Source organism: Longimicrobium sp. (assembly GCA_036389795.1).
Classification (GTDB): domain Bacteria; phylum Gemmatimonadota; class Gemmatimonadetes; order Longimicrobiales; family Longimicrobiaceae; genus Longimicrobium.
In genome coordinates this window covers 14,530-39,507 of record DASVWD010000103.1, presented here as the reverse complement: position 1 = coordinate 39,507, position 24,978 = coordinate 14,530, and the positions used below count along the sequence as shown (strand labels likewise).

Genomic DNA, 24,978 nt, shown 5'->3' with positions numbered 1-24,978 from the left:
TGGTTCCAAACAGATTGGAATCACACAGAGGACACAGAGAACACAGAGGGAACTGAAGACGCGATTGAAGTTCTCTGTGTCCTCTGTGTCCTCCGTGAGAGGCTTTTCAGAAGCTGTACCTGAACGATGCTCTGCAAGGTGTATCAGTCCGACACCGCCCGGCGCGCGGCGGCGAAGACGGCGTTCAGCATCGGCTCGGTCAGGCGGCCGGTGAAGGTGTTCTGCTGGCTGGGGTGGTAGGAGCCGATGAGCGTGTACGGGCCCACCCGCGCCTGTGCCCCGTGCCCGAACTTCGGCAGCGGCACGGGCGGGGGGTGGCCCGCCTCGCGCAGCAGCCGCAGCGCGCCGTCCCAGGCGAACTTCCCCAGGCAGACGATCGCCCGCAGCTCCGGCAGCGCCTCCAGCTCGCGCCGGGCGAAGGGGAAGCAGGCGTCGCGCTCGTCGGGGAGCGGCTTGTTGTCGGGCGGCGCGCACTTGACCGCCGCGGTGATCCACGCGCCGGTGACGGCGAGCCCGTCGCCCACGTGGCTCGAGGTGGGCTGGTTGGCGAAGCCGGCGCGGTGGAGCGCCGCGTACAGCCAGTCGCCGCTCCGGTCGCCGGTGAAGACGCGCCCGGTGCGGTTCCCCCCGTGCGCCGCCGGGGCGAGCCCCAGCACCAGCAGCCGGGCGGCGGGGTCGCCGAAGCCGGGGATCGGGCGCGCCCAGTACTCCTGGTCGCGGTAGGCGCGGCGCTTCTCGCGGCCCACCCGCTCCCGCCACTCCACCAGCCGCGGGCAGCGCCGGCAGGCGACCACTTCGCTCTCGATGACCTTCAGCGACATCCCTCTTCCTCCAAACGGCGCCGCACCCGCCGGGGCTTCCGGCGGGTGCGGGCGATCGTCCATCGTCTCGTGAGACCCGCGGAACCTCAACCCTCGGACGGGTCCCGGCCCGGGCGCACCGGCGACGGGCGCGAGTCGCTGGGCGGGTCCGCGCGCGGCGGATCGCTGCGCGGCGGCGGGTCGTTGCGCGGGGGCGGATCGTTGCGCACGGGCTCGGCGCGGGGCGGCGGCTCGTGGCGCACCGGCTCGGAGCGCGGCGGCGGATCGTTCCTCGGCTCCACCCGGCGCGGCTCCTCGCGCGGCTGGGAGCGCGGCGCCTCGCGGGGCTCCTCGCGCGCCCGCTGCGGCGGCTCCATCCGGCGCGGCTCCTCGCTCACCTTCGGCGGGTCGCGCCGGGGCTCGGCGGTGCGGGGCTCCTCGGCGCGGGGCTCCTCGCGCTGGGGCTCCAGGCGCGGCGGGAGCCGGCGGGGCTGCACGGCGCGGGGCTCGTCGCCGCCCTCGGGGCGCAGGCGCGTGCCCTCGCCGCCCGCGGCGTCCCCGGGCGTCCCGGGGCGGCGGCCCGGCCCGCCGATCCGGTCGGTGCCTCCCGCGTCGCCGGTGCCGCCGGTGGTGGGCGGCAGCGGGCGGCGGCGGCCGGGCTTGGTCACCGCGCTGTCGCGGCCGTCGGGATCGGTGGGGCGCAGCGGCGGCACCACGTTGCCGGCGGCGCGGTCGCGGCAGGCGTAGTGGATCAGCTCCCAGGGCACGATCTGGATGCTGCCGTCGGGGCAGCGGACGCGCGCGTAGCGGTCACGATAGTCCCCGTACGCGTACCGGTCGTAGAAGCGGTCGGGGTAGATCGCCAGCAGGTCGGTGGTCCAGTCGTCGTCCGGCTGCGGCGGGACGATGGCGTAGACCAGGTCGTTCATCACCCGGTTGTGGTCGAGCGCCGAGTAGGCGTTCAGCCCCAGGACGCTGCGCAGCGCCCCCGGCGAGTGCTGGAAGCGCGAGACGCGCAGGGGGCGCCGCGAGGCCACCAGGAAGTAGTAGCGGGGCTCGCCGCCGCCCAGGTAGCGCCCCCGCGAGCTGGTCTGGTACCAGTCGTAGTAGCGCGGCGGGGATACGTTGAGGTAGCTGAACCCCGAGGGGAGGAAGCTGCGCTCGCGCGAGTACGACGGGTACATCAGCCCCACGCCCCGCCCGGGGACGATCTCGAAGATCGCCACGTAGGCGGGTCGGTTGAGCCTGACGCCCAGGCTCGAGCCGTTCTGCGTCAGCCGGGCGGCCAGGGGGAGGCCGGCGTAGTCGTCCCAGCGGTCCCGCTCGTAGCGGCCTCCGCCGGGGTAGCCGCGGCCGTAGTACGGGCCCACGCACGCCGTGAGCGCCAGCGGCAGCAGGAGGGCGGCGATTCGTCTCATGGTCGGAGCCTGCGGAAATGGGAGAGAGCGCGGTCTGGCCGAAGGCGGGCGAACGGCAATCCGCGCACCCCTGTAACGTAATATGGAAGTAGTTTGGTGACAATCATTTGCGCCGTTCGCCCGTCGGCCCGCCGGAGGGCGGACGTTCACCGGCGCGGACAAGCGCGTCCCACGGCGGGGACACGCGCGGACGTCCCGTCATCTGCCCGACGGGAGGAGGGCGGTTCCCCCGGTTGAAACCGGGGGCTGCAAGAGCGCAAAGTCCGCCTGCGCAGACTCCACCAGAAGATCCGCGCGGCCGGCCGATCCCGTCGCCAGCGTCTGCGTTCGCGCGAATCCGCGGAAGAAAAGGCGGGTGGCTGGACTCGTCCGCCCCGCTACGCCGCCGCCGTCCGGGGGCCATCGCCCTCCAGCTCGCGCTGGAGGGCGGCGCGGGCCTCGGCGATCATGGCGCGCACCTTCTCGCGCAGCGCCGGGACGTCGTCCAGCGTGAGGCCGCGCGTCTCTACCGGCGGGAGGACGCGGGCCACGGCGCGGGCGCGGTTCACCAGCCACGACCCCTTGGCGATGGCGTCGCGGGTGCCGGCCACCACGATCGGGAGCACCGGGCACCCCGTCTCCACCGCCAGGCGGAAGGCGCCGTCGTGGAAGTGCTGCAGCTCGCCCGTGGCCGAGCGCGTCCCCTCGGGCATGATCATCACCGACACGCCCTTGGCCAGGCGGTCGCGGCACTCCTCCATCGCCTGCAGCCGGCTGCGCACGTCCTGGCGCGCCACGGCCACGTCGCCCGCCATGCGCATCATCCACCCCATGAAGGGGATCCGGAAGATCGCCTCCTTGGAGAGCCACTTCATCTCCCAGGGCAGGTGCGAGAGGAGGAAGATGTCGGCGAACGACTCGTGGTTGGCCACCGCCACGTACGGGCGCCGCGGGTCGGCGATGCGCACGCCGGTGACGCGGAACTGCCAGAGCGGGTTGAGCTTGGTGGCCACCACGGCGGCGCGGCGGAACCAGCGGCCCACCGTGTAGCGGCCGGGGTCGAACGGAGCGGTGCAGAGCCACACCAGCGCCAGCCACGGCACCCACAGGAGGCCGATGACGGCGCCGCTGGCCCAGACCCAGAGGGAGAGGAGTCGCTTGCCCATGTCGGAGGTGACGGAGCCCGTGCGCCCCCGCCGCCGGCGGGCGGGGGCGGGCGTGATACACCGCTCCCCGCGGACGGGTCGCAAGATCCGGTTACGACCCCGCCACAGGCGCGCGACCTCGCACGCGGAGCCCGGTCAACTCTGCAAGTGGAAGGAGAAGAGGGCGCAGCCGGGGACCGGGAAGGCCCACTCGGTCTCAGGGTCGAAGCGCAGGTTACGGGCGCTGCTCGTGATCGAGCCGTCGACGTTGAAGTTGCCGGTGCTGCGCAGCACGTGCACCTCCGTCACCCGCCCCTCCGCGTTCACCCGCAGCTCCAGCTCGGCCCGGAGGTCGAGCCGCGGCGCGGAACGCGGTGGCCGTTCGCCGGGACGCAGTTCCCTGGCGATCCGGATCTCGATGGGGCCGAGATCCTTGCGCGGCACCCGTGGCCGGCCGGCGATGCGGGCCATGGCCGCGTCCTGGCCCGGGCAGGGGCGGAACAGGTCACCGCCGCCGCGGCGGGAGTCGGCGGCGCGCGCCCCGCGCGACGAGGCACAGCCGGTCAGCAGGGCGAGCGCGAGCAGGATGCCGGTCGAAGCGTTGCGCATGGGAAGCCCTCCGGAAATTGGCTCTGACTGCGCGGGCATGGACAAGCATGGTGCCCCCGGGCGAGCCGGCGCACTCACGCGCTTCCGTGTTTCGGCACCTGGTCGGACGTCCGCCCCGCGCGGCCTACCGGCTCGGGCTCCGGAGCGTCCAGATCGCGCAGCCGGGGATCGGGAAGGCGTGCTCGGTCGCGGGGTCGAACCGGGCCTGCCGCGCGGACTCGGTGATCGCCCGGTCCACGTCGAAGTGGCCGCTGCTCCGGCGCAGCCGCGTGGCGGTGACCCGCCCCGCCGCGTCGACCTGCATCTCCACCTCGAGCTCGAGGGAGGGAGGCTGCGGGGCGGGCTGAGCCTGGCCCGGCGTCACGGTGGTGGTGGTCGTGACCGTGAAGCTCGCGGGCGGGATGCGCCTTCCGTCGGGGTTCGGCGCGCGGCCGGCGATGGCCGCCATCGCCGCCTCCTGGCCGGGGCAGGGGCGGAAGGGGTCGTCGCCGCGGCTGCCGGGAGCGCCGCCGCCCGCGGAGGCGCAGGCGGCCAGCAGGGCGAGCGCGGCCAGGGCCGCGGCCGAAGCGTTGCGCATGGGAAACCTCCGGAGAAGATGTCCCCGCGGGTGCGGAACCAAACCAGCATGACGTGCGCGGGCGAGCCCGACGCACTCACGCGCTTCCGTGTTTCCGCACTCGTTCGGACTTACGCTCCGCGCGCGCAGGCGGTGCAGGCGAGGGTCTCGGGGAAGACGAGCAGGCGCTCGAAGGGGATGCTGCCGCCGCACGAGCTGCAGGCGCCGTAGGTGCCGTCCTCCAGGCGGCGCAGGGCGTCGGCCACCTTGCGCAGCTGGGCGCGCTCGCGCTCCTCCAGGTTTTGCGTGAGCCCCTGGTTCTGGATCGCGTCGATCCGGGAGAGGCGGCCCACGGTGTCCTGCTCCAGGTCGCGGACCTTCCCGTTCTCGCCGCTGATCTTGAGGCTCCGCTCCAGCTTGCCGAGCGTGCGCAGGAGCTCCGCCCGGATCGCTTCCAGCTTTTCCGCCGGAAGCGGGCTCTGAACTGCCATCATGCGTTGTCCTTCGGGGTACGGGTGAGGGTGGGGCGTAGAAACTAATGTAGTCGGGAACGCCCGGGGTCAAGGTCTGTGATTGGCGCGCCGGTCACGGCGCCACCCGGTCCAGCGCGTGGGCGAAGGCGGCGCCCAGGAGCCCCGTGGGGCGGCCGCCGCCCCGGGAGAGGATCTCCAGCAGCGCGCCGGTCACGGTGCGGTCCACCGCCCGGAAGACGGGCGCGGGGTCGGCGCTTTCCGCCTCGGCCATCAGGAAGCTGAAGGCGCGCGCCATCCCGCAGTTGGCCACCACGTCGGGGATCACGCTGAAGCGCCGGTCGGCCGCGCGCTGCACGCGGGTGTGCCCCAGGTCGGCCTCGCGGAACGGCTGGTTGGCGCCGCAGGCGATGATCTCCACCCCCTGGCGCCGCAGCCGCCCGAGCGCCTCCTCGTCGAGCGTCTCCGAGGCCGCCGCCGCCACGAACACGTCGGCGGCCACGGCGTGGAACGCCCTCCGGTCGCCGTCGCGGTCGCAGCGCGGGTCGTCGGGGAGGAGCTTGTCGTCGCCGCGCGCCACGAGCAGCGCCTCCGTCTCCGCCGCGCCGAGGCCTGCGGGGACCACGAACGTCTTCTCGCGGTCGGCGATGCCGACGATCGCAGCGCCCGCGCGGGCCAGGTACAGCGCGCACGGCCCGCCCACCGCGCCGAAGCCCTCCAGCAGCACGCGCCGGCCGGCCACGCTCCGCCCCCGCGCCTCGTGGAAGGCGATCACCGCGCGGGCCAGGCCGTAGCCGGTGACCAGGTCGGCCACGGAGAGGCCCGCACCCGGCACGCCGTACTCCGGGTGGTCCACCACGGCGCGCACCCCGCCGTCCAGCGCGGCGTGGACCTGCGCCAGGCGCTCGCCGCCGGGGCGCAGGTGCCCGCGGACCACGCCCTCCTGCGGGTGGGAGAGGCCGATCTCGGCGCAGCAGGGGATCACGTCGCGCACCTCGTCGACGTTCAGGTCGCCGCCGGTGCCGTAGCACCGCCCCAGATAGGGAGAGATCGCGCGGAACCAGCGCCTGAGCACCCCGTCCTTCCGCGGGTCGGCCGGGTCGAAGTCGATTCCGCTCTTGGCGCCGCCGATGGGAGGGCCGCTGAAGGAGAACTTCAGCTCCATCGTCTTGGCCAGGTACGTCACCTCGCGCCGGGTGAGCCCGGCGCGCATGCGCGTGCCCCCGCCGGCCGCCCCGCCCCGGAGCGAGTTGATCACCAGCCACCCCCGCGCCCCGGTCTCGGCGTCGTTCCACTCCACCACTAGGAGCGGCGGCCGGCGGAGGTAGTCGGCGTACCGGCGCCAGGCGGCCTCGGCGCGGGCGGGTGCGGTGCCTGTCTCCATGCGGGCCTGGGATTCCGGGCGGGTCGTCGGTCGGCGAGGTCGATGAGGCGGGTCAGACCCGCTCCAGGAACACGTCGAAGGTCCCGCCGCAGACGGCGGGGCTCCAGCTGAACAGGTCCTCGGTGAGGTCGATGCGCAGCAGCCGGGGGGCGCCGGTGGCGGCCACCTCGCGGGCGGCCTCGATCACCTCCGCCTCGCCGCAGCCGCCGCCCACGGTGCCGGTGAGCCCGCGCTCGGGGTCCACCAGCATCTTGCTCCCCACCCCGCGCGGCGTGGACCCCCTGCACCGCACGATGGTTGCCAGCACCACGGGCCTTCCCTCGCGCGCCGCTTCTTCCGCGGCCGCGAACACGGCCAGGTCTTCGTTCATCTCTCCATCCGTCGACGCTCGCACCGCACTCTGCACCCCGCCCCCGTATTCCGCACGAACGCACCAACGCACTGACGCACTAACGCACTAACGCACTAACGCACTGCGGTTTTCGGGCGCGCTCCCTCACGCGGGGTCGCGCCGCGGGACCAGCCGGCGGCCGGCGGCCCCCTCCGGCGTCTCCCCCGCCAGGCGGTCGGCGATGGAGGCCAGCTCCTCGGCCTCGCGCCAGGCGCTCTCCAGGAGCTTCAGCTCGCCCTCCAGCGCGCGGCGCTCGCGCTCCTCCTGCAGCACGATCTCGATGCCGAGCTGGACGGCGTGGCCGCGCGCGCCCTCGGTGCCGTAGCTGGTCACCTTCTGCCAGGCCAGGAACTTCCCGGGGGGGATCCCCTCCCGCCGGGCCCGCCACTGCCAGTAGAGCATGGAGTCGCCGCGCCCGAACGTCGCCCCGGACTCGGCCTGCCGCGCCAGGAACGCCTGCAGCGACCCGTGCCGGGCGAACATCTGGAACACGCCGTCGAGCTCCGCGCGCGAGGCGCCGCGCCCGTTGATGCGCACCAGGGCGCGGGAGAGCGCCTTCCAGGCGTCTTCGCCCCGCAGCTCCACGGCGTCCAGCCCGGCGCCGACCACCACCGGCACGTGCAGGGCGACCTCTCCCGGCCCGGGCCCGCCCGACAGGTACGCCCCGTCCAGGTCGCCGCTGCGCAGCGCCAGGGGCTGCCCGGAGGGCGACTCGCGCGGCGGCACCACGTGCACCACGTGCAGCAGCTCGTCGCCCGCCCGCCGCCGGGCCGCGTCGTGGGCCGCGCCGAGCAGGAGCGAGGAGAGGAACGAGAACGGGCCCAGGAAGGCCGAGCCCACCACCACCAGCCCCACCGCCGTCTTCTGCATCCCCGCCGCGGCCTGCGCGCGGAACCGGCGCCGCTCCAGCTCGCGGCCGTAGCGCCACACCGCCAGCTCGCCGGGGAGCGCCTCGCCGATGCGCACCAGCCGCGTGCCGTCCCTCAGCTTCGCGACCCCGATGTTCTCGGCGTGCACGCGCGTGCGCGTGTCGCGGAACAGCCGCTCCGCGCCCTCGACCGCCTCCCAGCGCTCCTCGATGGGGGCCAGGTTCCAGCGCGCGCACTTCCGGCACACCGCCCAGAGCCGCCCCTTCGCCGCGTCGAAGGCGAGCGTGCGGCCCACGGGGAAGCCCTCCAGCGCCTCGTTCGCGCCCAGGTCCGCCGAGCAGTAGATGCAGTGCCGGTACATGCAGCCCGCACGATGGAAGACTCGCGCCCGCGGCGCTTCAGCCCGGCGCGCCGGGCCGCGCCCGCGCCTCACCCGCCAGCCGGTCGGCGATGGCGGCCAGCTCCTCGGCCTCGCGCCAGGCGGCCTCCAGCAGGGTCAGCTCGCCCTCCAGCGCGCGGCGCTCCTCCTCTTCGTGCAGCGCCACCTCGAGCGCCAGCCCGCGCACCAGCCCGCCGTGGCGCTCGCCCGCGATCCCCGCGCCCACCCGCGCCCGCCACTCGTCGCGCTCGCTTTGGGGGACGCCCTCCATGTCGGCCCGGCGCGTCCAGTACAGGTCCCAGCCGCCGCGGGGCGACTCGGCGCCCCGCGGCAGCTCCAGCGTGGCGTGCTGCTCGGCCAGGCGCGCCAGGTAGCGCTCCGGCGACCCCGAGCGGTGCAGCTCGGCCAGCGCGTGCTCCACCACCCTGGGCGTGGCCCCGCCCGCGTTCACCCCCACCATCGCCCGCGCCAGGAGCGAGCGGGCGCGCCACCCGCGCACGGTGAAGGGGGCCGGCACCGGCTCGGGCTCCAGAGGTGCCAGCCAGTCGTACGGCTCCGGCGCCAGGGCGGGGACGCGCAGCACCAGCTCGCCGGTGTCGTCGTCGCCCGCCAGGTACGCCCCGCGCAGGTGCGCCCGGCGCATCACCATCGGCTCGCCGCTGGGCGACTCGTGCGGGTCCAGGCGGTGCACCGGCGTGCGCTCGGCCCGCACCTCCAGGAGGCGCTCCACCCCGCGCTCCACCCCGCGGTACGCGGCCTCCGCCAGGCCGTACGCCGCGGCGGCCGTCACCAGCCCGCCCACGGGGCCCACCACGGCGAACACCACCCCGGCCGCCACCATGGCGCTCGCGCCCGAGACGTGCCCGCGCGCCAGGTGGCGCCGGCGCCGCCGCGACAGCTCGCCCCCGTAGCGCCACGCCGCCACCTCGCCGGGGAGCGCCTCGCCGATCCTCACCAGCCGCGTGCCGTCCCGCAGCCGGGCGATGCCGATGTTCTCGCGCTGCACCCGGAGGCGCGTGTCACGGAAGGTGCGCTCGGCCGCCTCCACCGCCTCCCAGCGCTCCTCGAGCGGCGCCAGGTTCCAGCGCGCGCACCGTCCGCACACCGCCCACAGCCGCCCGCGGGCGGCGTCGAACGCCACGCTCCTCCCCACCGGGAAGCCCTCCAGCGCCTCGTTCGTCCCCAGGTACGCCGAGCAGTAGATGCAGTGCCGGTACATCGCTCCTTCGCGGGAGGGCGTGGCCGCAGGTTCCGTTGGCTCCCGTGGAACGCGCGGCTGCCGCCGATCCTGCCGGTCCGGGCGGGCGGACGAGCGACCCGGATCCGGCCTCACCCCCCGGGGCGGGGCAGGTGGACGGCGCGCACCTGCGCCGCCAGCCGGTCGGCGATCCCGGCGACCTCCTCGGCCTCGCGCCAGGCCGCCTCCAGCAGCGTCAGCTCGCCCTCGAGCGCCCGGCGCTCCTGCTCCTCGTGCAGCGCGATCTCCAGCGCCAGCGCCTCGGGCGGCGTGACCAGCGGTCCCGCGGCGCGGTCCCGGTACGGCAGCGGGTGCCAAGGAGGGGTGATCCCGAACTCCTCGCGCGGCGGGAAGAGCCGCACCGAAAGCCCCCCGCGGAAGCCACGGACGTGCTCCGACGTCCCGCCCGCGCGGTCCACCCGCTCCAGCGCCTGCGCCACCTCGTCCGGCTTCGCGCCGCGGGCGTTGACCAGCACCATCACCCGCTGCAGCAGGCGCCCGGCGTCCTCGCCCTCGAGGACCAGCGGTGCCGCGGGACTCACGCCGCGCGCCGTCGCGTGCGGCAGCTCCAGGCGGAAGGTGCCGTCGCCCTGGCTCGCCGCGCGCACGCCGGCCAGGTCCCACGTCTGCACCCGGAGCGCGCGCCCCGTCGGAGACCGCCCGGACGGCACGCGGTGCAGCACGCTTCCCCTCCAGCCGTGGCCCAGCAGGGCGGCGAGGGCGGAGATCCCCGCCACGGTCGCCACGACGCCCAGGGGGAGGATCTGCACCGCGGTCACCCCGCCCACGAAGGTGAGATAGCGTCGCCGGCGGCGGTCGAACGCCGCGCCGTAGCGGTGCGCCGCCACCTCGGCGGGGGGCGCCCATCCCACGCGCACCAGCTTCGTCCCGTCCGGCAGCTTCGCCAGCCCCAGGCTCCCGCCCTGCGCGCGCAGGGCGGCGCGGGAGAAGAGCCGCTCCGCCGCCTCCACCGCTTCCCAGCGCTCCTCGATGGGGGCCAGGTTCCAGCGGGCGCAGCGGGGGCACACCGCCCAGAGCCGCCCCCTCGCCCCGTCGAAGGCGAGCGTGCGGCCCACCGGGAACTCCTCGACCACCTCGTTGGCGCCCAGGCCGGCCGAGCAGAAGATGCAGTGCCGGTACACCGGCGCCTCAACCGCCCGTGAGCCCCGGTCGCGCCGGCGCCTCGCCCGCCAGCCGGTCGGCGATGGCGGCGATCTCCTCGGCCTCGCGCCAGGCGGCCTCCAGCAGCGACAGCTCGCCCTCCAGCGCCCGGCGCTCCTGCTCCTCGTGCAGCGCCATCTCCAGCGCCAGCGCCTCGGGCCCCTGCAGGCTCCCCTCCGGCGGCGGGCCGAAGGGGTCGGGCGGGGCGTCGGGGTCCACGCCGCGCCGGGTGCGGCCGGCGAGGTCGCGCCAGAGGTGGTAGCCCGCCTGCCGCGCCACGCCGCGCACGCCGGCGAACCAGTACGCCCCCCGGGGCCCCATCCGCACGCCCAGCGCGCGCCCCTCCTCGGCCGAGCGCCGCACGTACTCTTCCGCGCCGCCGGGCGCGAGCACGCCGAGGGCGGCGTCGATCCCGTCCTGCTTCGCCCCGCGGCCGTTCACCGCCGCCATCGACCGCGCCAGCACGGTGCGCGCGGTGCGGCCGGTGAGCACCAGCGGGCGGTCCGGGCCCACCCCGGCCAGCGGCGCCTGCGGCAGCTGCAGCGCCAGCTCGCCGCCCTGGGTGCCGAGACGTGCCCCGCCCAGGTCGCCGCGGCGCAGGGTGAACACCGCGCCCGTGGGCGAGTCGGCGGGGCCGAAGTGGTGCACCACCCGGCGCCGCCGCACGCTCTCGGCCGCGTCCAGCCCCAGCAGGAACGCCGCCGTGCCGCCGACCGCCAGGAACGCCAGGCTGAGCGCCGCCAGGCCGGCCCCGAGCGCCACCGCGCCCGCCGTTCCCACCAGCCAGGCGCGGTGGCGCCGCGCGAGCTGCCGGCCGTAGCGCCACGCCGCCACCTCGCGCCCCGGCGCCCGGCCGATGCGCACGGCCCGCGTCCCGTCGCCGAGCCTGGCCAGCCCCACGTTCTCGGACTGCGCCTTCAGGCGCGCGTCGGCGAAGAGGCGCTCCAGCCGCTCCACCGCCTCCCAGCGCTCCTCGATCGGCGCCAGGTTCCAGCGGCCGCAGCGGGTGCAGACGGCCCACAGCCGCCCCTTCCCGGCGTCGAAGGCGAGCGTGCGGCCCACCGGGAACTCCTCGACCGCCTCGTTGGCGCCCAGGCCGGCCGAGCAGAAGATGCAGTGCCGGTACATCGGCTCAGCCCTCCCGCCCCGGCCGCGCCGGCACCTCGCCCGCCAGCCGGTCGGCGATGGCCGCGATCTCCTCGGCCTCGCGCCAGGCGGCCTCGAGCAGCGACAGCTCGCCCTCCAGCGCGCGCCGCTCCTGCTCCTCGTGCAGGGCCATCTCCAGCGCCAGCGACCCCTCGGGGCGCAGCTGCCGGCCGGGGAGGTCGTGGCGCTTCCCCAGGGTGCGCCCCTCGGCGGCGGCGCGGCGCACGAAGTCCTCGGCGCTGCCGGCTTCGGAGAGGAGCCCCACCGCCCCCTCCAGCCGCCGCCGCGAGGCGCCGGCGGCGTTCAGGTGCACCATGGCGCGCCCCAGGAAGGCGCGCGCGTGGCGGTCGGGGAGCACCACGGGGTCGCCGGTGAACTTCGGGCGCCCCCACCCGTCGGTCTTCGGGTTCCTGCGCGAGGCGTCGGGCACCACCAGCGAGATCCCGCCGCCCGGGCCCTCGCCGAGCACCGCCGCGCCCGCCTGCCAGCGGCGCAGCACCAGCGGCTGCCCGGTGGGCGACTCCTCGCGCGGGATGCCGTAGATCACCTTCCGCTGCCGGCGCTGGTTCCACAGCTGGAAGACGCCGTTGAACGCCGACACCATCCCCGCGCTGGCGGTGAGCGCCACGGCCCCGCCCACCACGGCGATCCCCGCCGCGGCCGCCGCGCCGGCCACCAGCAGGTAGTGCCGGCGGCGTTTCACCAGCTGGTCGCCGTAGCGCCAGGCCGCCAGCTCGCCGGGAAGGGCCCGCCCCACGCGGATCAGCCGGGTGCCGTCGCGCAGCCTGGCGAGCCCCACGTTCTCGGACTGCACGCGCAGCCGCGCGTCGGCGAAGAGCCGCTCGGCGGCCTCCACCACCTCCCAGCGCTCCTCGAGGGGCGCCAGGTTCCAGCGCGCGCACTTCGGGCAGACGGCCCAGAGCCGCCCCTTCCACCCGTCGAAGGCGATGCTCCGCCCCACGGGGAAGGGCTCCAGCGCGTCGTTGCTCCCCAGGTCGGCGGAGCAGTAGATGCAGGTGCGGTACATCGGGTCCCACCCGGTTGGCCGCCCGGCCGGGATGGCCGGGCCGGCCCCCCACTACGGATCGCCGCCCCCGGGGTGTCGCTCACCGCGCGGAGGCGCTTCCCCCCCGGCGGACGCGGGCCGCTCGCGGGTGACCCAGCGCTCGGCCACGCGCTCGCGGTCGCGCAGCGACTGGCCGGTGCCGCCGCGGCGCACCCGCACCAGCTCGGCGGCGATGGAGACGGCGATCTCCTCCGGCGTCTCGGCGCGGACGTCCAGCCCCACGGGGGCGTAGACGGCGCGGAGCCGCTCCGCCTCGACGCCCTCGCGGGCGAGCTGCTCCAGCGCCGCGCGGGTGCGGCGGCGGCTCCCCACCATCCCCACGTACGCCGGGGAAGCGGGCCGGCGCAGCACGTCGCGCAGCACCTCGAAGTCGTACTTGTGCCCGCGCGTCACCAGCACCAGCCAGGCGCCGTCGGTGTCGATCCCCCGCAGCGGGTCGGAGAAGTCGGCCCGGCGCACCTCGGCGGCCTCGGGGAAGCGCTCGCGGGTGGCGAACTCGGGGCGGTCGTCGAGCACCGTGACCCGGAAGCCCAGCAGCGCCCCCACCCGGCAGAGCGGCCGGGCGATGTGCCCCGCGCCCACGATCACCAGCGAGGGCGGCGCCCGGTGCGGCTCCACGTAGACGGTGCAGGCGGCGCCGCCGGCCTCGAGGTCGCGCGAGCCCGCCCTCCCCGAGGCCAGCGCCTCGCGCGCGGCGGCGAGCGCCCGCTCGTCGAGCGCGGCGCTCCCCAGCGTCCCCGCGTGCCGGTCCGCCCACGCGGCCAGGTGCGCGCCCGGGGGAGGGGCGCCGTGCCCGCGCGCGTCGATCACGGTGACGATGGCCACCGGCGGGCCGCCCTCCAGCGCCGCGCGGGCGTGGTGCACCGCCTCGGCCGCCGGGAGCGGGGCCGGGCCGGGCTCGGTCACCGCGCGCCCTCCGCCAAGCGGCGGAAGTCTTCCGGCGTGTCCACGTCGGCCGCCAGCCGGGGGACGGGCACCTCGGCCAGGTCGTGCGCGTGCGCGTGGATCACCGTGCGCGCGCCCTGGGGGAGCGGCCCCTCCAGCAGCTCGGGCCACACGCCGCGCGCGAAGAGCACCGGGTGCCCGTGCCGCCCCCCGTGCGAGGGGAGGGCGACGGGCGCGGCGGTGCGCCGGAACGCCTCCACCAGCGCCAGCACCAGCGCGGCCTCGATCTCGGGCACGTCCACCGGGGCCACCACGGCGGCCTCCGCGTCGTCCGGCAGCGCGCGCAGGCCCAGGCGCAGCGAGTCGGCCTGCTCCGAGTCGGGCGCGGGGTTCACCACCACGCGGGCGCCCAGCGCGAGCGCGGCCTCGGCGATGCGGCGGGCCACGTCGTCTTCGCGCGGGCCGGTGACCACCACCAGCTCGCCGCAGCCGCCGTGGTGCAGGGCCGCCAGGGTGCGCTCCAGGAAGCTCCGGCCCTCCAGCCGCAGGAACGCCTTGGGCTCGCCCATCCGGCGCGAGCGCCCCGCGGCGAGCACGATCCCGGCGATCATGGAGGGTCGGCGGCGTGGACGTGGAGGGGGAGCGGGAGCAAAACGATTCCCGCCGGACGCGACCGCCGGCGGGAACCCGGTGACGGGCGCTCGAACGAACGCCCGACTGGAGTATCGCACCCGCGGCGTCCTTCGTCAACCATATGCGGCAGAATGTCTTTCGCACACTTCGGGCGGCGGGCGGGGGCCGGGCTGGAGAACGGCGGCCTCACACGGAGTCAACGGAGTCGACAGAGAACGGCGAGAAGCTCTCTGCCGACTCCGCTGACTCCACGTAATACCCAATCCCGAGATTGACTGTGCAAAGGAGATCTCATCCTGAGGGAGCCGCTGCGCCGAGCTTGTCTCCCGCACCGATGTCCGGCGGCGACCGAAGGATCTACTCACCCCCACGCGAGGCCGGCGTCTGCGCGCGATCCCCGGCCACCAGACATGGTGAGTAGATCCTTCGGTCGCGTCCAACCTCTGGTGCGGAGGAAAGTCTCGTGAGGACGCTCCCTCAGGATGACATCTTCCTGGTCTTGCGGGAGCTGCGAAAAATGCACAGTCAATTTCGAGAAGCAGTATGAGACATTCAGTTACGGGTGAGGCGGGCGGGCGCGCTCTCCGGGTTGCTTCCCGTCCTCGCCGCCGGGAAGCATTATTCCTGACGTCCGATCGCGCCGCCCCTCGGTTCCCTCCTCCACGGGCGATCCCATGACCCGTCCGCTCCTGCTCCTCGCCGCCCTCGCGCCGGCCCTGTGCCTGCCGGAACGCGCCACCGCGCAGGCCCCGCCCGCGCCGGGCGGCCGGACGCTCCAGCCGTTCGGCAGCATGGCGGAGCTGGTGGCTTTCCACCAGGGGCTGCAGCGGGAGGAGGAGGAGTGGCGCGCGCGGCAGCCCCCGGAGCCCATCCGCGAGATTCCCATCCAGCACTACCTGCTCTACACGGAGCCGCCGGACCCCGTCGGGACGCCGCAGCAGAGGGAGAGGCCGTATCCCCGGGAAGACCCGGGGATGGCCGTGCGGCAGACCGGAGGAGACGAGCGCGCCGTCGCGAAGGTGCACGGCGAGCATCTGGTGGTGCTGCACCGCGGCCGGCTGTTCACCTTCCACATCGGCGGGGGCGCGCTGCGGCCGGTGTCCGCCGTGGACGCGTTCGGGCCGCACGTCAGCCACCTGTCGGGCTGGCACGACGAGGTCCTGGTCTCCGGCGACCGGGTGATGGTGATCGGGACCAACCAGAGGCTCTGGGGCACGGAGCTGGGCGTGTTCCACCTGGCCCCGGACGGGCGGCTGGCACACCGCGCCACGTACTCCCTCGAGACCGGGAACAACCTCGCCCCGCACACCTACGCCGCCCGGATAGACGGCGGCCGGCTGATCTTCTACGAGCCGCTATCGATGCGCTGGACCGACCCGCCCGTCCACACGCCCGTGCTGTACCGCCAGGGCGCGGACAAACGGGTGCAGGCGGCCGTGCCCCCCACCCGCCTCTACCGCCCCGCCGAGCCCGTCACCTGGAGCGACCGCTACCGCATGGTGCTGCACACGGTGCTGGCGTGCGACCTGGCAGGCGACGACCTGCGCTGCGAGGCCACCGCGGTCTACACGCTCCCCGCGAGCATATACCACGTCTCCGCCACCTCGGTGTACGTGTGGACCACCCGGCCGGGAGGGGGCTCGCTGCTGTACCGCCTGCCGCTGGACGGCTCGGCCCCCACGGCGCTGCGCGTCTCGGGCCGGCCGGTGGACCCGTTCTCGTTCCTGGAGAGCGGCGACGGGCATCTCAACGTGCTCGTCCACTCGGACGAGTCCAGCCCGCAGGCGTGGGGCCCCGCGTACGCCGCGGGAGTGCTGGCGCTGCTGCGCATCCCCCTCTCCGACCTGGGCGACGGGAGCGCCGCCGCCACGCCCGGGCAGTACCACCCGCTCCCCACCCCCGGCCCGGGCGTGGTCCAGAACCGCTACGTGGGCGACTGGCTGGTCTACGGCGTCGGCACGGACCGGGACCGCGCGCTCGCGCGCTCGGAGGCGTTCGCGGTGCGCTGGGCCGCCCCGCGCGACACCTCGCGGGTGGCGCTGCCGCACGGGGTGGAGCGCATTGAGGCGCTGGGCTCCGGCATGGTGCTGATCGGCACCGACGGGACCGACCTGCACCTGAGCACCCTGCGCCTGGGGCCCGGGGCTCCCGCGCTCGCGCACCACCACACGCTCCCGGGCGAGACGAAGAACCACGGCTTCTTCTACCGTCCGGACGGCGACGGCGCGGGCGTGCTGGGCCTGCCCGTCCGCAGCACCGAGCGTCCCAGGTACGAGGGCCCGGAGCTGTACCCCGCCATGGCCGACACCCCCAGCGGCCCGCCCCTGTACCTGGGCCCCACCCGCATCCGGTTCCTGCGCAGCCACGACCTCCGGCTGAGCGAGCTCGGCGAGCTGGCGGCGGGCGCCCCCGCCGGCGACGACGCCTGCCTGGCGGACTGCGGGCACTGGTTCGGCGACGCGCAGCCCCTGTTCGCGGGCGGGCGCACGTTCGCGCTGCTGGGCTACGAGCTGGTGGAAGGGCGGGAAGCCGGCGGCCGCCTCCGCGAGGTGCGCCGCGTGGGCTTCGCGCCCGCCCCGCCCACGGCGGCGCTCGCCGGCGACTGGACGTTCTCCGAGAGCATCGGCTCGCACCCGGCCCGCTACTACTGCCGGAACCAGGGGACGATGTGGTTCGACCGCAGCGGCGCCGCGCTCGCCATGCGCTACCGCCAGACGGGCGAGTGCACGATCGACGGCGTCACGAGCAAGAGCGACGGCGAGGGGAGCGGCACGGGCACCGCCCACCCGGCCTCCCTGGTCTTCCAGGTGGGCGACTGCCAGTCCGTGGGCTGGATGCGGAGCGCGCACTCCATTGAGGGCACCATCCGCTGCCGCCTCCGCATGCCCGACGGCTCCACGCGCGACGTCGAGGGCCACTGGTCTGCGCAGCGCGAGCCGGGGTGAGCCGCGGCCGTTCCCGGCGCGCGCCGGGAACGGCCGGGCGAAGGATGGCGAAGGGGGCTGCCGCGGCGCGCGGCGGCCCCTTCGCCGTGCATCGGCCGGAGACGAGGCTTGACGCCGCTCCAGATTCGTGTCACTATGCGTGACATGAAATCGCCCTCTCCCACCCGGGGCTACCGGATGGCGGCGCGGGCCGAGGCGGCGGCCCGGACGGTCCGCGGCATCCTCGCCGCGACGGCCGCGCTGTGGCGGGAGCGCCCGCTCGACGAGATCACCCTGGCGGACATCGCGGAGCGGGCGGGGGTCTCGGTGCGGACGGTGATCCGGCGCTTCGGCTCCCGCGAGGGGGTCGTCGCGGCCTGCATCGAGGCCGACGCGGCGGGGATCGGCGCGGAGCGCGGCCAGGCGCCCGCCGGCGACGTGGAGGGGGCCCTCGCGGTCCTGCTCGCGCACTACGAGCGCGACGGCGACGCGGTGCTGCGCACCCTGGCGCTCGAGGCGACGGTGGCGGAGGCGAAGGCCGTGGCCCGGGCGGGCCGCGCGGCGCACCGCGCCTGGTGCGAGCGCGTCTTCGCCCCCCACCTGCCGCCTTCCGGGGACGACGCCCACGCCGTCCGCCTCGACGCCTTCGTGGCGGCCACCGACGTCTACGCCTGGAAGCTCCTGCGGCGCGACCTCGGCCGCTCCGCCGAGGAGACGGGGCGGGCGATCCGCGCCCTGGTCGACGGCCTCGCCGCCCTCCCCCGCCCTCCGGCCTGAGGCTCCCGATGCCGGCTCCGCGCTCCTACCTGTTCGTGACCTTCGAGGGCGGCGGCAACGTGCCCCCGGTGCTGGGCCTGGCCCGGCGCCTGGCCGCGCGCGGCCACCGTGTGCGCGTGCTCGCGGAGCCGTGCCTGCGCGCCAGCGTGGAGGAGGCGGGCGCGCGCTTCGTGGCGTTCACCCGGCACTTCACGCGCGAAGACCGGGCGGAGGACCTCATCGGCGACTGGGCGGCGAGGTCCCCGATCGGGGCGATGAAGCGCGCGTTCGACGGGCTGGTGTTCGGGCCGGCCCGGATCGTGGCCGAGGAGACGGCGCGCGCGCTGCGGGGCGAGCGGGCGGACGTGGCCGTGGTGGACGCCCTCATGCCGGGGGCGCTCGTGGCCGCCGAGGCGGCCGGGATCCCGCGCGTGGTGCTCTTCCACATGCCCGAGTACCTGCCGGGCCCGGGGAGGCCGGCGGCGGGGCCGGGCTTCCTCCCGCGCGCGGACCTGCTGGGCCGCCTCCGCGACGGCCTGATGACGCGCCTCTTCTTCCGGCAGCTCGGGGCGTACCTCGCCCCTTTCAACGACGCGCGCCGCGCCTGCGGCCTGGCGCCGCTCGGCACGGCGCGGGAGCTGATGGACCAGTACCACGCGGCCGACCTGCGGCTGATCCTGACCTCGGAGGCGTTCGACTTCCCCATCACGCCGCCCCCGCCGAACGTCCGCTACGTGGGCCCCGTCCTGGACGACCCGGACTGGGCGGGCGCGTGGCGGAGCCCGTGGCCGGAAGCCGATCCCCGGCCGCTGGTGGTCGCCAGCCTCTCCTCGACGTTCCAGGACCAGCGCGGCCTGCTCCGGCGCATCGCCGCGGCGCTGGGCGCGCTGGAGGTGCGCGGCCTGGTCACGCTCGGCCCGGCCATGGCGGGGGAGAGCTTCGACGTCCCGGCGAACGTGGCGGCGGTCGCCTCGGCGCCGCACGCGCGGGTGTTCCCCCACGCCGCCGCCGTGGTGACGCACGCGGGGCACGGCACGGTGATGCGCGCGCTCGCCCACGGCGTCCCGCTCCTCTGCCTCCCGATGGGGCGCGACCAGGACGACAACGCCGCCCGCGTCGTCGCGCGCGGGGCGGGCCTGCGGCTGAGCCCGCGGGCCGGGCCGCCGCGCATCTCGGCCGCGGTTCGGCGCCTGCTCGGCGAGCCCGGGTTCCGGGCGCAGGCGGAGCGCCTGGGCCGGGTCATCGCGGACGACGTCGCCGCGGACCGGGCCGTGCGGGAGCTGGAGGCGGTCGGGCGCTGACGGGCGGCCGCCGCAACGAAGCCGGGGCCGCGGGGAGACGTCACCCCCCACGGCCCCGATTTCCAGTCCTGTCCTCCTACGCGTCAGGCGGCGTTCGGCTCGCGTCCGCCGCTGATCGGGACGCTACCGCCGCGTCCACGGGTGGGTGGTGAGCGCGACCACACGTCCCTGGCAGCTGTCCTCGATCCGGGTGAAGAAGAGCTGGCCGCCCGCCATGCGCCAGGTGTAGCGCGCCGGGCTGTTGCAGGCGTACTCCCCCGTGTCCGTCCCGAAGCTGATCTCGCTGCCGTTCACCTGGTACGGGGTGTCCACCACCTGCCGGCCGTTGAAGCTCACCAGGGCGCGCCCGCTGCCGTCCACGATCATCTCCCACGTGCCCACCAGCGCGCTGCGCATCTCGGCGGGGGCGGACGCCGGGAGATCGCTCGCGGCGATGGTGGTGGTGTAGGTGCCCGCGGCGATCCCCGCGGGAGCAACGGAACCCGCGGGAACCGACACCGTGGTGGCGCAGGCCACGAGCACGGGGAGCAGGAGGAGCGGCAGCTTCGTCATGGCGGCCTCCGGGTACAGGGTGAACCCGTGCGGGGAGAAGCCCCGCGGGCGGGACCGAATCTATGCGCCGTGCCCGCGCTCGCACAGGATCAAGCAAGGAACCGGGTGATTCGGGTCCGCGTGCGGGAGCGATGCGCGCTCGAAGGTGGGCGGGCCGTGAGCCACGGCCTGGAACGGGCGCACCGGGCGAGCGCGAGGCGGAGCGGTCCGCAAAGCCTGCCTCGCACGCCACCTCCTCGCGGTAGCGCCCGAGCCGCACCGGCAGTCCGCGGATTCCGCCTGGCACGGCTGTTCCAGTACACTCACCACTTCCCCAACGGCCGAACGCGCCGCCGGGGCGATCACCCGTTCCGGCTGCCGCCCGCCCTTTGACCACCGCGTCTCGCCCGCCGATCCCTCCGCACGACGACGCAGCCCGCGCCGCCGGGGCGGACGCGCCGCCGGGCGGCGCCTCGTCCACCGAGGCGCGGCTGCGGGCGATCATCGACTCGGCGCTGGACGCCGTGGTCACCACCGACGCCGCCAGCGTGATCACCGGGTGGAGCGCGCACGCCGAGACCATGTTCGGCTGGAGCGCCGCCGAGGCGCTGGGCCGCACCCTGGGCGACACCATCATCCCGCCGCGCTACCGCGCCGCGCACCAGGCCGGGGTGCGGCGCTACCTGGCGACCGGCGAGGGGCCGATCCTCAACCGGCGCATCGAGATCAGCGCGCTGCGCCGCGACGGGCGCGAGTTCCCCGTCGAGCTCACCGTGGCCCCGGCGCGCTGGGGCGGCGAGGTGGTCTTCAGCGCCTTCATCCGCGACCTCACCGAGCGCAGGCGCGCCGAGGCCCGCCTGGCGGCCGAGCACGCCGTCACCCGCGCCCTGGCCGAGGCCGCCAGCGTGGACGCCGCCGCCCTGCCCGTGCTGCGCGCCATGGGCGAGGCGCTCGGGTGGGACGCGGGCTTCCTGTGGACCGCCGAGTCGGGGCGCCTGCGCGTGCGGGCCCACTGGCGCGCGGAGAGCGTGGACGCGGCGGCTTTCGAGGCCGCCAGCCGGGCGCTGGACTTCGCCCCCGGCGAGGGGCTCCCCGGGCGCGCGTGGGCGCTGCGGGCGCCGGTGTGGGTGGCGGACGCGGCGCGGGAGCCCGGCTTCCTTCGCGCGCCGCACGCCCTGGGCGCCGGGCTGCACGCCGCCTTCGCCTTCCCCGTGCAGGCGGGTCCCGACGTGCTGGGGGTGGTCGAGTTCTTCGGCCGCGAGGCGGTGGAGCCCGACGAGGCGCTCCTGGCCATGGCGGGCTCCATCGGCAGCGACGTGGGCCAGGCGCTGAGCCGCATGCGGGCCGAGGAGGAGCGCGACCGGGCGCTGGCCGAGGCGCGGGCGTCGAACGAGGCGCTGCGCCGCGCCAACGCCCAGCTCGCCGCGCGCACCGAGGAGGCCGAGCGCGCCAACCGCGCCAAGAGCGACTTCCTGGCGGTGATGAGCCACGAGCTGCGCACCCCCATCAACGCCGTGCTGGGCTACACCAACCTGCTGGAGATGGAGATCGCGGGGCCGGTGACGCCCGAGCAGCGCCGCTACCTGGAGCGGGTGCGCGCCAGCACCACGCACCTCCTGGGGCTCATCAACGACGTGCTGGACCTGTCGAAGATCGAGGCGGGGCGGATGGGCGCCTCGCGCGAGCCCGGGCGCGCCGGCGAGGCGGCGGCGGCCGCGCTCTCGTTCGTGGCCACCCAGGCCGAGGCCCGCGGGGTGCGGCTGGAGAACGCCTGCGCGGGGCCGGGCCCCGTGTACCTGGGCGACGACCACCGCGTCCGCCAGGTGCTGCTCAACCTCCTCTCCAACGCCGTCAAGTTCACCCCCGGCGGCGGGCGGGTGACCGTGCGCTGCGGGACCGGCCGGCCCGACCGCGCGGTGCGCCTGGCGGGGCCGGGCCCCTGGGTGTGCATCCGGGTGGAAGACACGGGGCCGGGGATCGCGCCCGAGGACACCGAGGCGGTGTTCGAGCCGTTCGTGCAGGCCGAGGCCGTGCACACCCGCACCGCGGGCGGCACCGGGCTGGGGCTCACCATCAGCCGGCGGCTGGCGCGGCTGATGGGCGGCGACCTCACCCTGGAGACCGAGCTGGGCCGGGGCTCCTGCTTCACCCTCTGGCTCCCGGCCGCCGACGCCGCCGGGCCGGCCGAGGAGGAGGCGGCGCGCCCGGAGCCCGCCGCCCCCGCCGACGCCGGCGCCCTGCGCCTGGCCGGCGAGGCGCTGCAGCAGGAGCTCCGCGCGGTGGTCGAGGCGTACGCCGGCCGGATGCGCGCGGACCCGGGGCTGCCGGCCGCCGCGCTCAGCGAGGCCGAGCTGGAGGACCACCAGACCACGTTCGTGGCCGACGTGGCGCAGTGCCTGGTGGCGCTGGCGGACGCGCCCGGCGAGGTGGGGATCCTGCAGGACGGCACCGAGATCCAGCGGCTGATGGCGTTCCGCCACGGCGAGCAGCGGGCGCGGCAGGGGTGGGACGACGCGGGGCTGCGCCGCGAGTTCGCCGCGCTGGGCGAGCTGGTGGGCGCCGCGCTCGAGCGGCGCGGCGTGCCGGCGGCGGCGTGGGGCGTGGTCTCCCGCTTCCTGCACCGGGCGGAGGAGGTCTCCGTCGGCGCCCTCTGCGCCGCCCGGCGCGAGGCGGGCTCCGGCGCGGAGGACGCCCCGGCGCCCTGAGGCCCTCAGGCGAAGCGCTTCGCCGCGCGCGCCCGGGCCTTGCGCGCCTCCTCCTCGCGGTCGCGCGGGGCGGCGCGGGTCTCCATCGCGTCGATCAGGCGCCGGGCGGCGGCCGCCACCTCGTCGACGGCGCGGTCGAAGGCGGCCTCGTTGGCGCGCGAGGGGTGCGTGGCCCCGCTGATCTTGCGGACGAACTGGAGCGCCGCCGCGCGCACCTCGTCTTCGGTGGCGGGCGGCTCGAAGTTGGCCAGCGTCCGGATGTTGCGGCACATGGCGGCTCCCGGTGCGGGTGACTCAGCCGAACCGCGGCGCCTCGTCGGCGCTCGGGCCGTAGATGGAGGGGACCAGCGCGCCCGTCTGCCGCAGGTACACGCTGAGCTGGCCGCGGTGGTGGTACGAGTGGTTCATCATGATCGTCCTGAGCAGCGCGCCGCGCGTGATCGACAGGACTACCTGCTCGCCGCGCACCATCTTCCACGGCGCCGCCAGGTCCGCGTCGCTCATCCCGCCCAGCACCTCCCGCGCCCGGGCGACGCTCTGGTCGAACGCCGAGACCAGCTCGGCGGTGCTCGCCGCGGCCGGGCGGGGGATGCGGGTGCTCATGTCGAACGTGGACTGCAGCGCCAGCTCGGCGATCCCCCCGGGGAGCGTCGCGATGTGCATCGCCAGCTCGCCGAGCGACATCGACTTCTCGTGCGGCTTCCAGCCGAGCTGGTCTTCGGGGACGCGCTCCAGCACGCGCCGCGTGGTCGGCGCCTCCTGCTCCAGCTCCTGCAGCAGCTCCGCGATCGTCGCCATCGTTTCTCCTTGAAGTGGGTTCGGTCGTATTCCCGTCTTCCCGGGCGGTCGATGCTCTTTTCAGACCCAGCCCGGCAATCGGAACCGGCTTCTCGACGGATGCGTCTCGTAGGGGCGAGCATGCGAGTCCGAGCACAGGCGGCATCGGCGCGGAGGCCGCCTCCCGCACACGGGCGAGATCCGCCGGTCGAGGCATGCCTCGCCCCTACGAATTACCTGATGCGCCCGCGCTTCGCGCCCGAGGCGAGCCTGTCGGCGCCGGAAGCGGCCTCCGCGCCGAGCCAGCCTGCGCGGGCAGGCTTCTCGCCGTGGTTGCCGCGGGTTCACCCGCCCCGGCGCGGGGATCCGTCCTTTACGGCGCGGCGGGGCGGCCCCGCGCGCCCGCGCCGATGTCCACGGCGATGTGGCGCCAGAGGCCCTGCCGGAACCGCAGCACGCTCAGCACGCAGCGCGTCACGTGGCCGGCCAGGATCGCCAGCCACACGTCGAGCGGGTCCAGCGTGCCCGTCTGCTGGACGGCGAAGCAGATGCCGAGCGGCACCATCACCTGCGAGACGATGGAGATGTAGAGCGGGCTCTTCGTGTCGCCCGTCCCCTGCAGCCCGCCGGTGTAGGTGAGCGCCACGGCGATGAAGAGGCCCGACAGGCTCAGCACCCGCAGTAGCTGGGCGCCGATCTCCACCACCACCGGCTCGTCCATCCCGAACACCGCCAGCAGCTGCCGCGGGAAGAGGAGGAAGAGCACCCCGATCGCCGCCGCGCCCGCGAAGCCGATGCGCGCCGCCGCGTGCACCGCCTCCTCGGCGCGGTCGGGCTTGCCCGCGCCCAGGTTCTGCCCCGCCACGGCCGCCGCGGCGCCCATCAGCCCCATCGAGGTCCAGGTGATGAGCGAGAAGAGCTGGCCGTAGCTGACCGCGAACGCCGCCTGCGCCGCCGCGCTCTGCGCCAGCGAGCCGATGAAGGCCAGCATCAGCACCCCGCCCACGTTCATGGCCACCCCCTGGATGCCGGTGGGGAGCCCGAAGCGGAAGAGCGCGCGGATGATCCCCCAGTCGGGCCCGAAGCCGCGCCCGCGCGGGAACGAGACCACCCAGCCGCCCGTCCACAGCTTCACCAGCGCGTACGCCGCCACCAGCCCGCCCGCGATCGACGTCCCCATCGCCGAGCCGGCGGTGCCGAAGGCGGGGATCGGCCCCAGGCCGCGGATCAGCACCACGTTCAGCGCCAGGTTCAGCACCGTGAGCGCGATCCCCAGGCGCATCGGGGTCCGCGCGTCGCCGGCCGAGCGCAGCGCGCCGCCCAGCATGAAGAACACCAGCATCCCGCTGCTGCACAGGAAGAGGATGCGCAGGAACGGCAGCGCCTGCTCCCGCACGCCCGGCGCGGCGTTCACCAGCTCCAGCAGCGAGGGCGAGAGCACGTACCCGAGCGGCGCCATCACCAGCAGCGCGATGCCGATGGCGGTGAGGAACGCCTGGTAGACGGTGCGGTCGACCTTCTCCTCGTCGCCCGCCCCGGCGAAGCGGGCCACCAGCACGGCCATCCCGGAGAACAGCGAGGAGATGAAGACGATGACCACCAGGAAGATCTGCCACGCCACGCCGATGGCCGCGTTGGCCTCGTAGCCCACCAGGTGCCCCACCAGCACGTGGTCCACCATCCCCTGCAGCCCGCCGACCACGTTGGTGAGCACGGTGGGCCAGGCGAGCTTCCACACCGCCGGCCGCAGCGGCCCCTCGACGAGGGACCGGTCGTACCGCCGCGTGCCCGGGGCGGGCGCGGGCGGCGCCGGGGCGTCGGCGGCGGGAGTGGAGACCTCGGTCAACGGAGCCTCG

The 24,978-nt window shown here is 75.8% G+C and carries 23 protein-coding genes; 4 read left to right on the top strand and 19 right to left on the bottom strand.

Annotated elements, in window-relative coordinates; translation table 11 throughout:
* Nucleotides 1-143 precede the first annotated feature (143 nt).
* The 15 genes from VF746_14220 to VF746_14150 all read right to left on the bottom strand — a co-directional run bounded on the left by VF746_14220 (nucleotide 144) and on the right by VF746_14150 (nucleotide 14,106).
* Nucleotides 144-821: a uracil-DNA glycosylase gene (locus tag VF746_14220; protein ID HEX8693574.1), complete on the bottom strand. Its 678-nt coding sequence runs from the start codon at nucleotides 819-821 to the stop codon at nucleotides 144-146.
* An 86-nt stretch (nucleotides 822-907) separates the two neighbouring features.
* Nucleotides 908-2,218, bottom strand: coding sequence for a hypothetical protein (locus VF746_14215; protein ID HEX8693573.1), 1,311 nt, complete (start codon nucleotides 2,216-2,218; stop codon nucleotides 908-910).
* A gap of 377 nt (nucleotides 2,219-2,595) precedes the next feature.
* Complete coding sequence (locus VF746_14210) at nucleotides 2,596-3,363, bottom strand: lysophospholipid acyltransferase family protein (protein HEX8693572.1); 768 nt, start codon at nucleotides 3,361-3,363, stop codon at nucleotides 2,596-2,598.
* 135 nt (nucleotides 3,364-3,498) lie between these two features.
* Nucleotides 3,499-3,951 carry an energy transducer TonB gene (locus tag VF746_14205; protein HEX8693571.1) on the bottom strand — a complete coding sequence of 151 codons (453 nt, stop codon included), beginning with the start codon at nucleotides 3,949-3,951 and terminating at the stop codon, nucleotides 3,499-3,501.
* A 124-nt stretch (nucleotides 3,952-4,075) separates the two neighbouring features.
* Nucleotides 4,076-4,528, bottom strand: a complete 453-nt coding sequence (locus VF746_14200) for an energy transducer TonB (GenBank protein HEX8693570.1) — start codon at nucleotides 4,526-4,528, stop codon at nucleotides 4,076-4,078.
* Between the two features lie 110 nt (nucleotides 4,529-4,638).
* Nucleotides 4,639-5,001 carry a TraR/DksA C4-type zinc finger protein gene (locus VF746_14195; GenBank protein ID HEX8693569.1) on the bottom strand — a complete coding sequence of 121 codons (363 nt, stop codon included), beginning with the start codon at nucleotides 4,999-5,001 and terminating at the stop codon, nucleotides 4,639-4,641.
* Nucleotides 5,002-5,092: 91 nt separating this feature from the next.
* Complete coding sequence (locus VF746_14190; protein HEX8693568.1) at nucleotides 5,093-6,361, bottom strand: Glu/Leu/Phe/Val dehydrogenase dimerization domain-containing protein; 1,269 nt, start codon at nucleotides 6,359-6,361, stop codon at nucleotides 5,093-5,095.
* A gap of 52 nt (nucleotides 6,362-6,413) precedes the next feature.
* The gene (locus VF746_14185) at nucleotides 6,414-6,731 is read right to left on the bottom strand and encodes an XdhC family protein (GenBank protein ID HEX8693567.1); all 318 of its coding nucleotides are present in this window, start codon (nucleotides 6,729-6,731) and stop codon (nucleotides 6,414-6,416) included.
* Between the two features lie 126 nt (nucleotides 6,732-6,857).
* A complete protein-coding gene (locus tag VF746_14180; GenBank protein ID HEX8693566.1) occupies nucleotides 6,858-7,982 on the bottom strand; it encodes a hypothetical protein in 1,125 nt (374 codons plus the stop codon).
* Nucleotides 7,983-8,019: 37 nt separating this feature from the next.
* Nucleotides 8,020-9,219: a hypothetical protein gene (locus tag VF746_14175; protein ID HEX8693565.1), complete on the bottom strand. Its 1,200-nt coding sequence runs from the start codon at nucleotides 9,217-9,219 to the stop codon at nucleotides 8,020-8,022.
* Between the two features lie 110 nt (nucleotides 9,220-9,329).
* Nucleotides 9,330-10,379 (bottom strand): hypothetical protein, encoded by a 1,050-nt coding sequence (locus tag VF746_14170; protein HEX8693564.1) that lies wholly within the window; start codon nucleotides 10,377-10,379, stop codon nucleotides 9,330-9,332.
* A gap of 7 nt (nucleotides 10,380-10,386) precedes the next feature.
* Nucleotides 10,387-11,526, bottom strand: a complete 1,140-nt coding sequence (locus tag VF746_14165) for a hypothetical protein (protein HEX8693563.1) — start codon at nucleotides 11,524-11,526, stop codon at nucleotides 10,387-10,389.
* A 4-nt stretch (nucleotides 11,527-11,530) separates the two neighbouring features.
* Complete coding sequence (locus tag VF746_14160) at nucleotides 11,531-12,571, bottom strand: hypothetical protein (GenBank protein ID HEX8693562.1); 1,041 nt, start codon at nucleotides 12,569-12,571, stop codon at nucleotides 11,531-11,533.
* Nucleotides 12,572-12,622: 51 nt separating this feature from the next.
* The gene (locus tag VF746_14155) at nucleotides 12,623-13,516 is read right to left on the bottom strand and encodes an XdhC/CoxI family protein (protein HEX8693561.1); all 894 of its coding nucleotides are present in this window, start codon (nucleotides 13,514-13,516) and stop codon (nucleotides 12,623-12,625) included.
* On the bottom strand, nucleotides 13,513-14,106 hold the full coding sequence (locus VF746_14150) for a nucleotidyltransferase family protein (protein HEX8693560.1): 594 nt from the start codon (nucleotides 14,104-14,106) through the stop codon (nucleotides 13,513-13,515). The genes VF746_14155 and VF746_14150 overlap by 4 nt, the downstream gene beginning before the upstream one ends.
* A 696-nt stretch (nucleotides 14,107-14,802) precedes the next feature.
* Here VF746_14150 and VF746_14145 point away from each other — a divergent pair.
* From VF746_14145 to VF746_14135, 3 genes are all read left to right on the top strand, one after another.
* Nucleotides 14,803-17,073, top strand: coding sequence for a hypothetical protein (locus VF746_14145; GenBank protein HEX8693559.1), 2,271 nt, complete (start codon nucleotides 14,803-14,805; stop codon nucleotides 17,071-17,073).
* A gap of 144 nt (nucleotides 17,074-17,217) precedes the next feature.
* Nucleotides 17,218-17,829 carry a helix-turn-helix domain-containing protein gene (locus VF746_14140; protein ID HEX8693558.1) on the top strand — a complete coding sequence of 204 codons (612 nt, stop codon included), beginning with the start codon at nucleotides 17,218-17,220 and terminating at the stop codon, nucleotides 17,827-17,829.
* Between the two features lie 8 nt (nucleotides 17,830-17,837).
* Nucleotides 17,838-19,109, top strand: a complete 1,272-nt coding sequence (locus VF746_14135) for a glycosyltransferase (protein ID HEX8693557.1) — start codon at nucleotides 17,838-17,840, stop codon at nucleotides 19,107-19,109.
* A gap of 123 nt (nucleotides 19,110-19,232) precedes the next feature.
* Here VF746_14135 and VF746_14130 read toward each other — a convergent pair whose 3' ends face one another.
* Nucleotides 19,233-19,661 (bottom strand): hypothetical protein, encoded by a 429-nt coding sequence (locus VF746_14130; protein ID HEX8693556.1) that lies wholly within the window; start codon nucleotides 19,659-19,661, stop codon nucleotides 19,233-19,235.
* A 368-nt stretch (nucleotides 19,662-20,029) separates the two neighbouring features.
* Here VF746_14130 and VF746_14125 point away from each other — a divergent pair, with 368 nt between their 5' ends.
* Nucleotides 20,030-22,345, top strand: coding sequence for an ATP-binding protein (locus VF746_14125; GenBank protein HEX8693555.1), 2,316 nt, complete (start codon nucleotides 20,030-20,032; stop codon nucleotides 22,343-22,345).
* A 5-nt stretch (nucleotides 22,346-22,350) separates the two neighbouring features.
* Here the strand turns inward: VF746_14125 and VF746_14120 are convergent, their stop codons facing one another.
* From VF746_14120 to VF746_14110, 3 genes are all read right to left on the bottom strand, one after another.
* The gene (locus tag VF746_14120) at nucleotides 22,351-22,617 is read right to left on the bottom strand and encodes a DUF2277 domain-containing protein (GenBank protein HEX8693554.1); all 267 of its coding nucleotides are present in this window, start codon (nucleotides 22,615-22,617) and stop codon (nucleotides 22,351-22,353) included.
* A gap of 22 nt (nucleotides 22,618-22,639) precedes the next feature.
* Nucleotides 22,640-23,143, bottom strand: coding sequence for a DinB family protein (locus VF746_14115; protein HEX8693553.1), 504 nt, complete (start codon nucleotides 23,141-23,143; stop codon nucleotides 22,640-22,642).
* A gap of 352 nt (nucleotides 23,144-23,495) precedes the next feature.
* Entirely contained in the window at nucleotides 23,496-24,968 is a 1,473-nt protein-coding gene (locus tag VF746_14110; protein ID HEX8693552.1) for an MATE family efflux transporter, read from the bottom strand.
* Nucleotides 24,969-24,978: the final 10 nt, after the last annotated feature.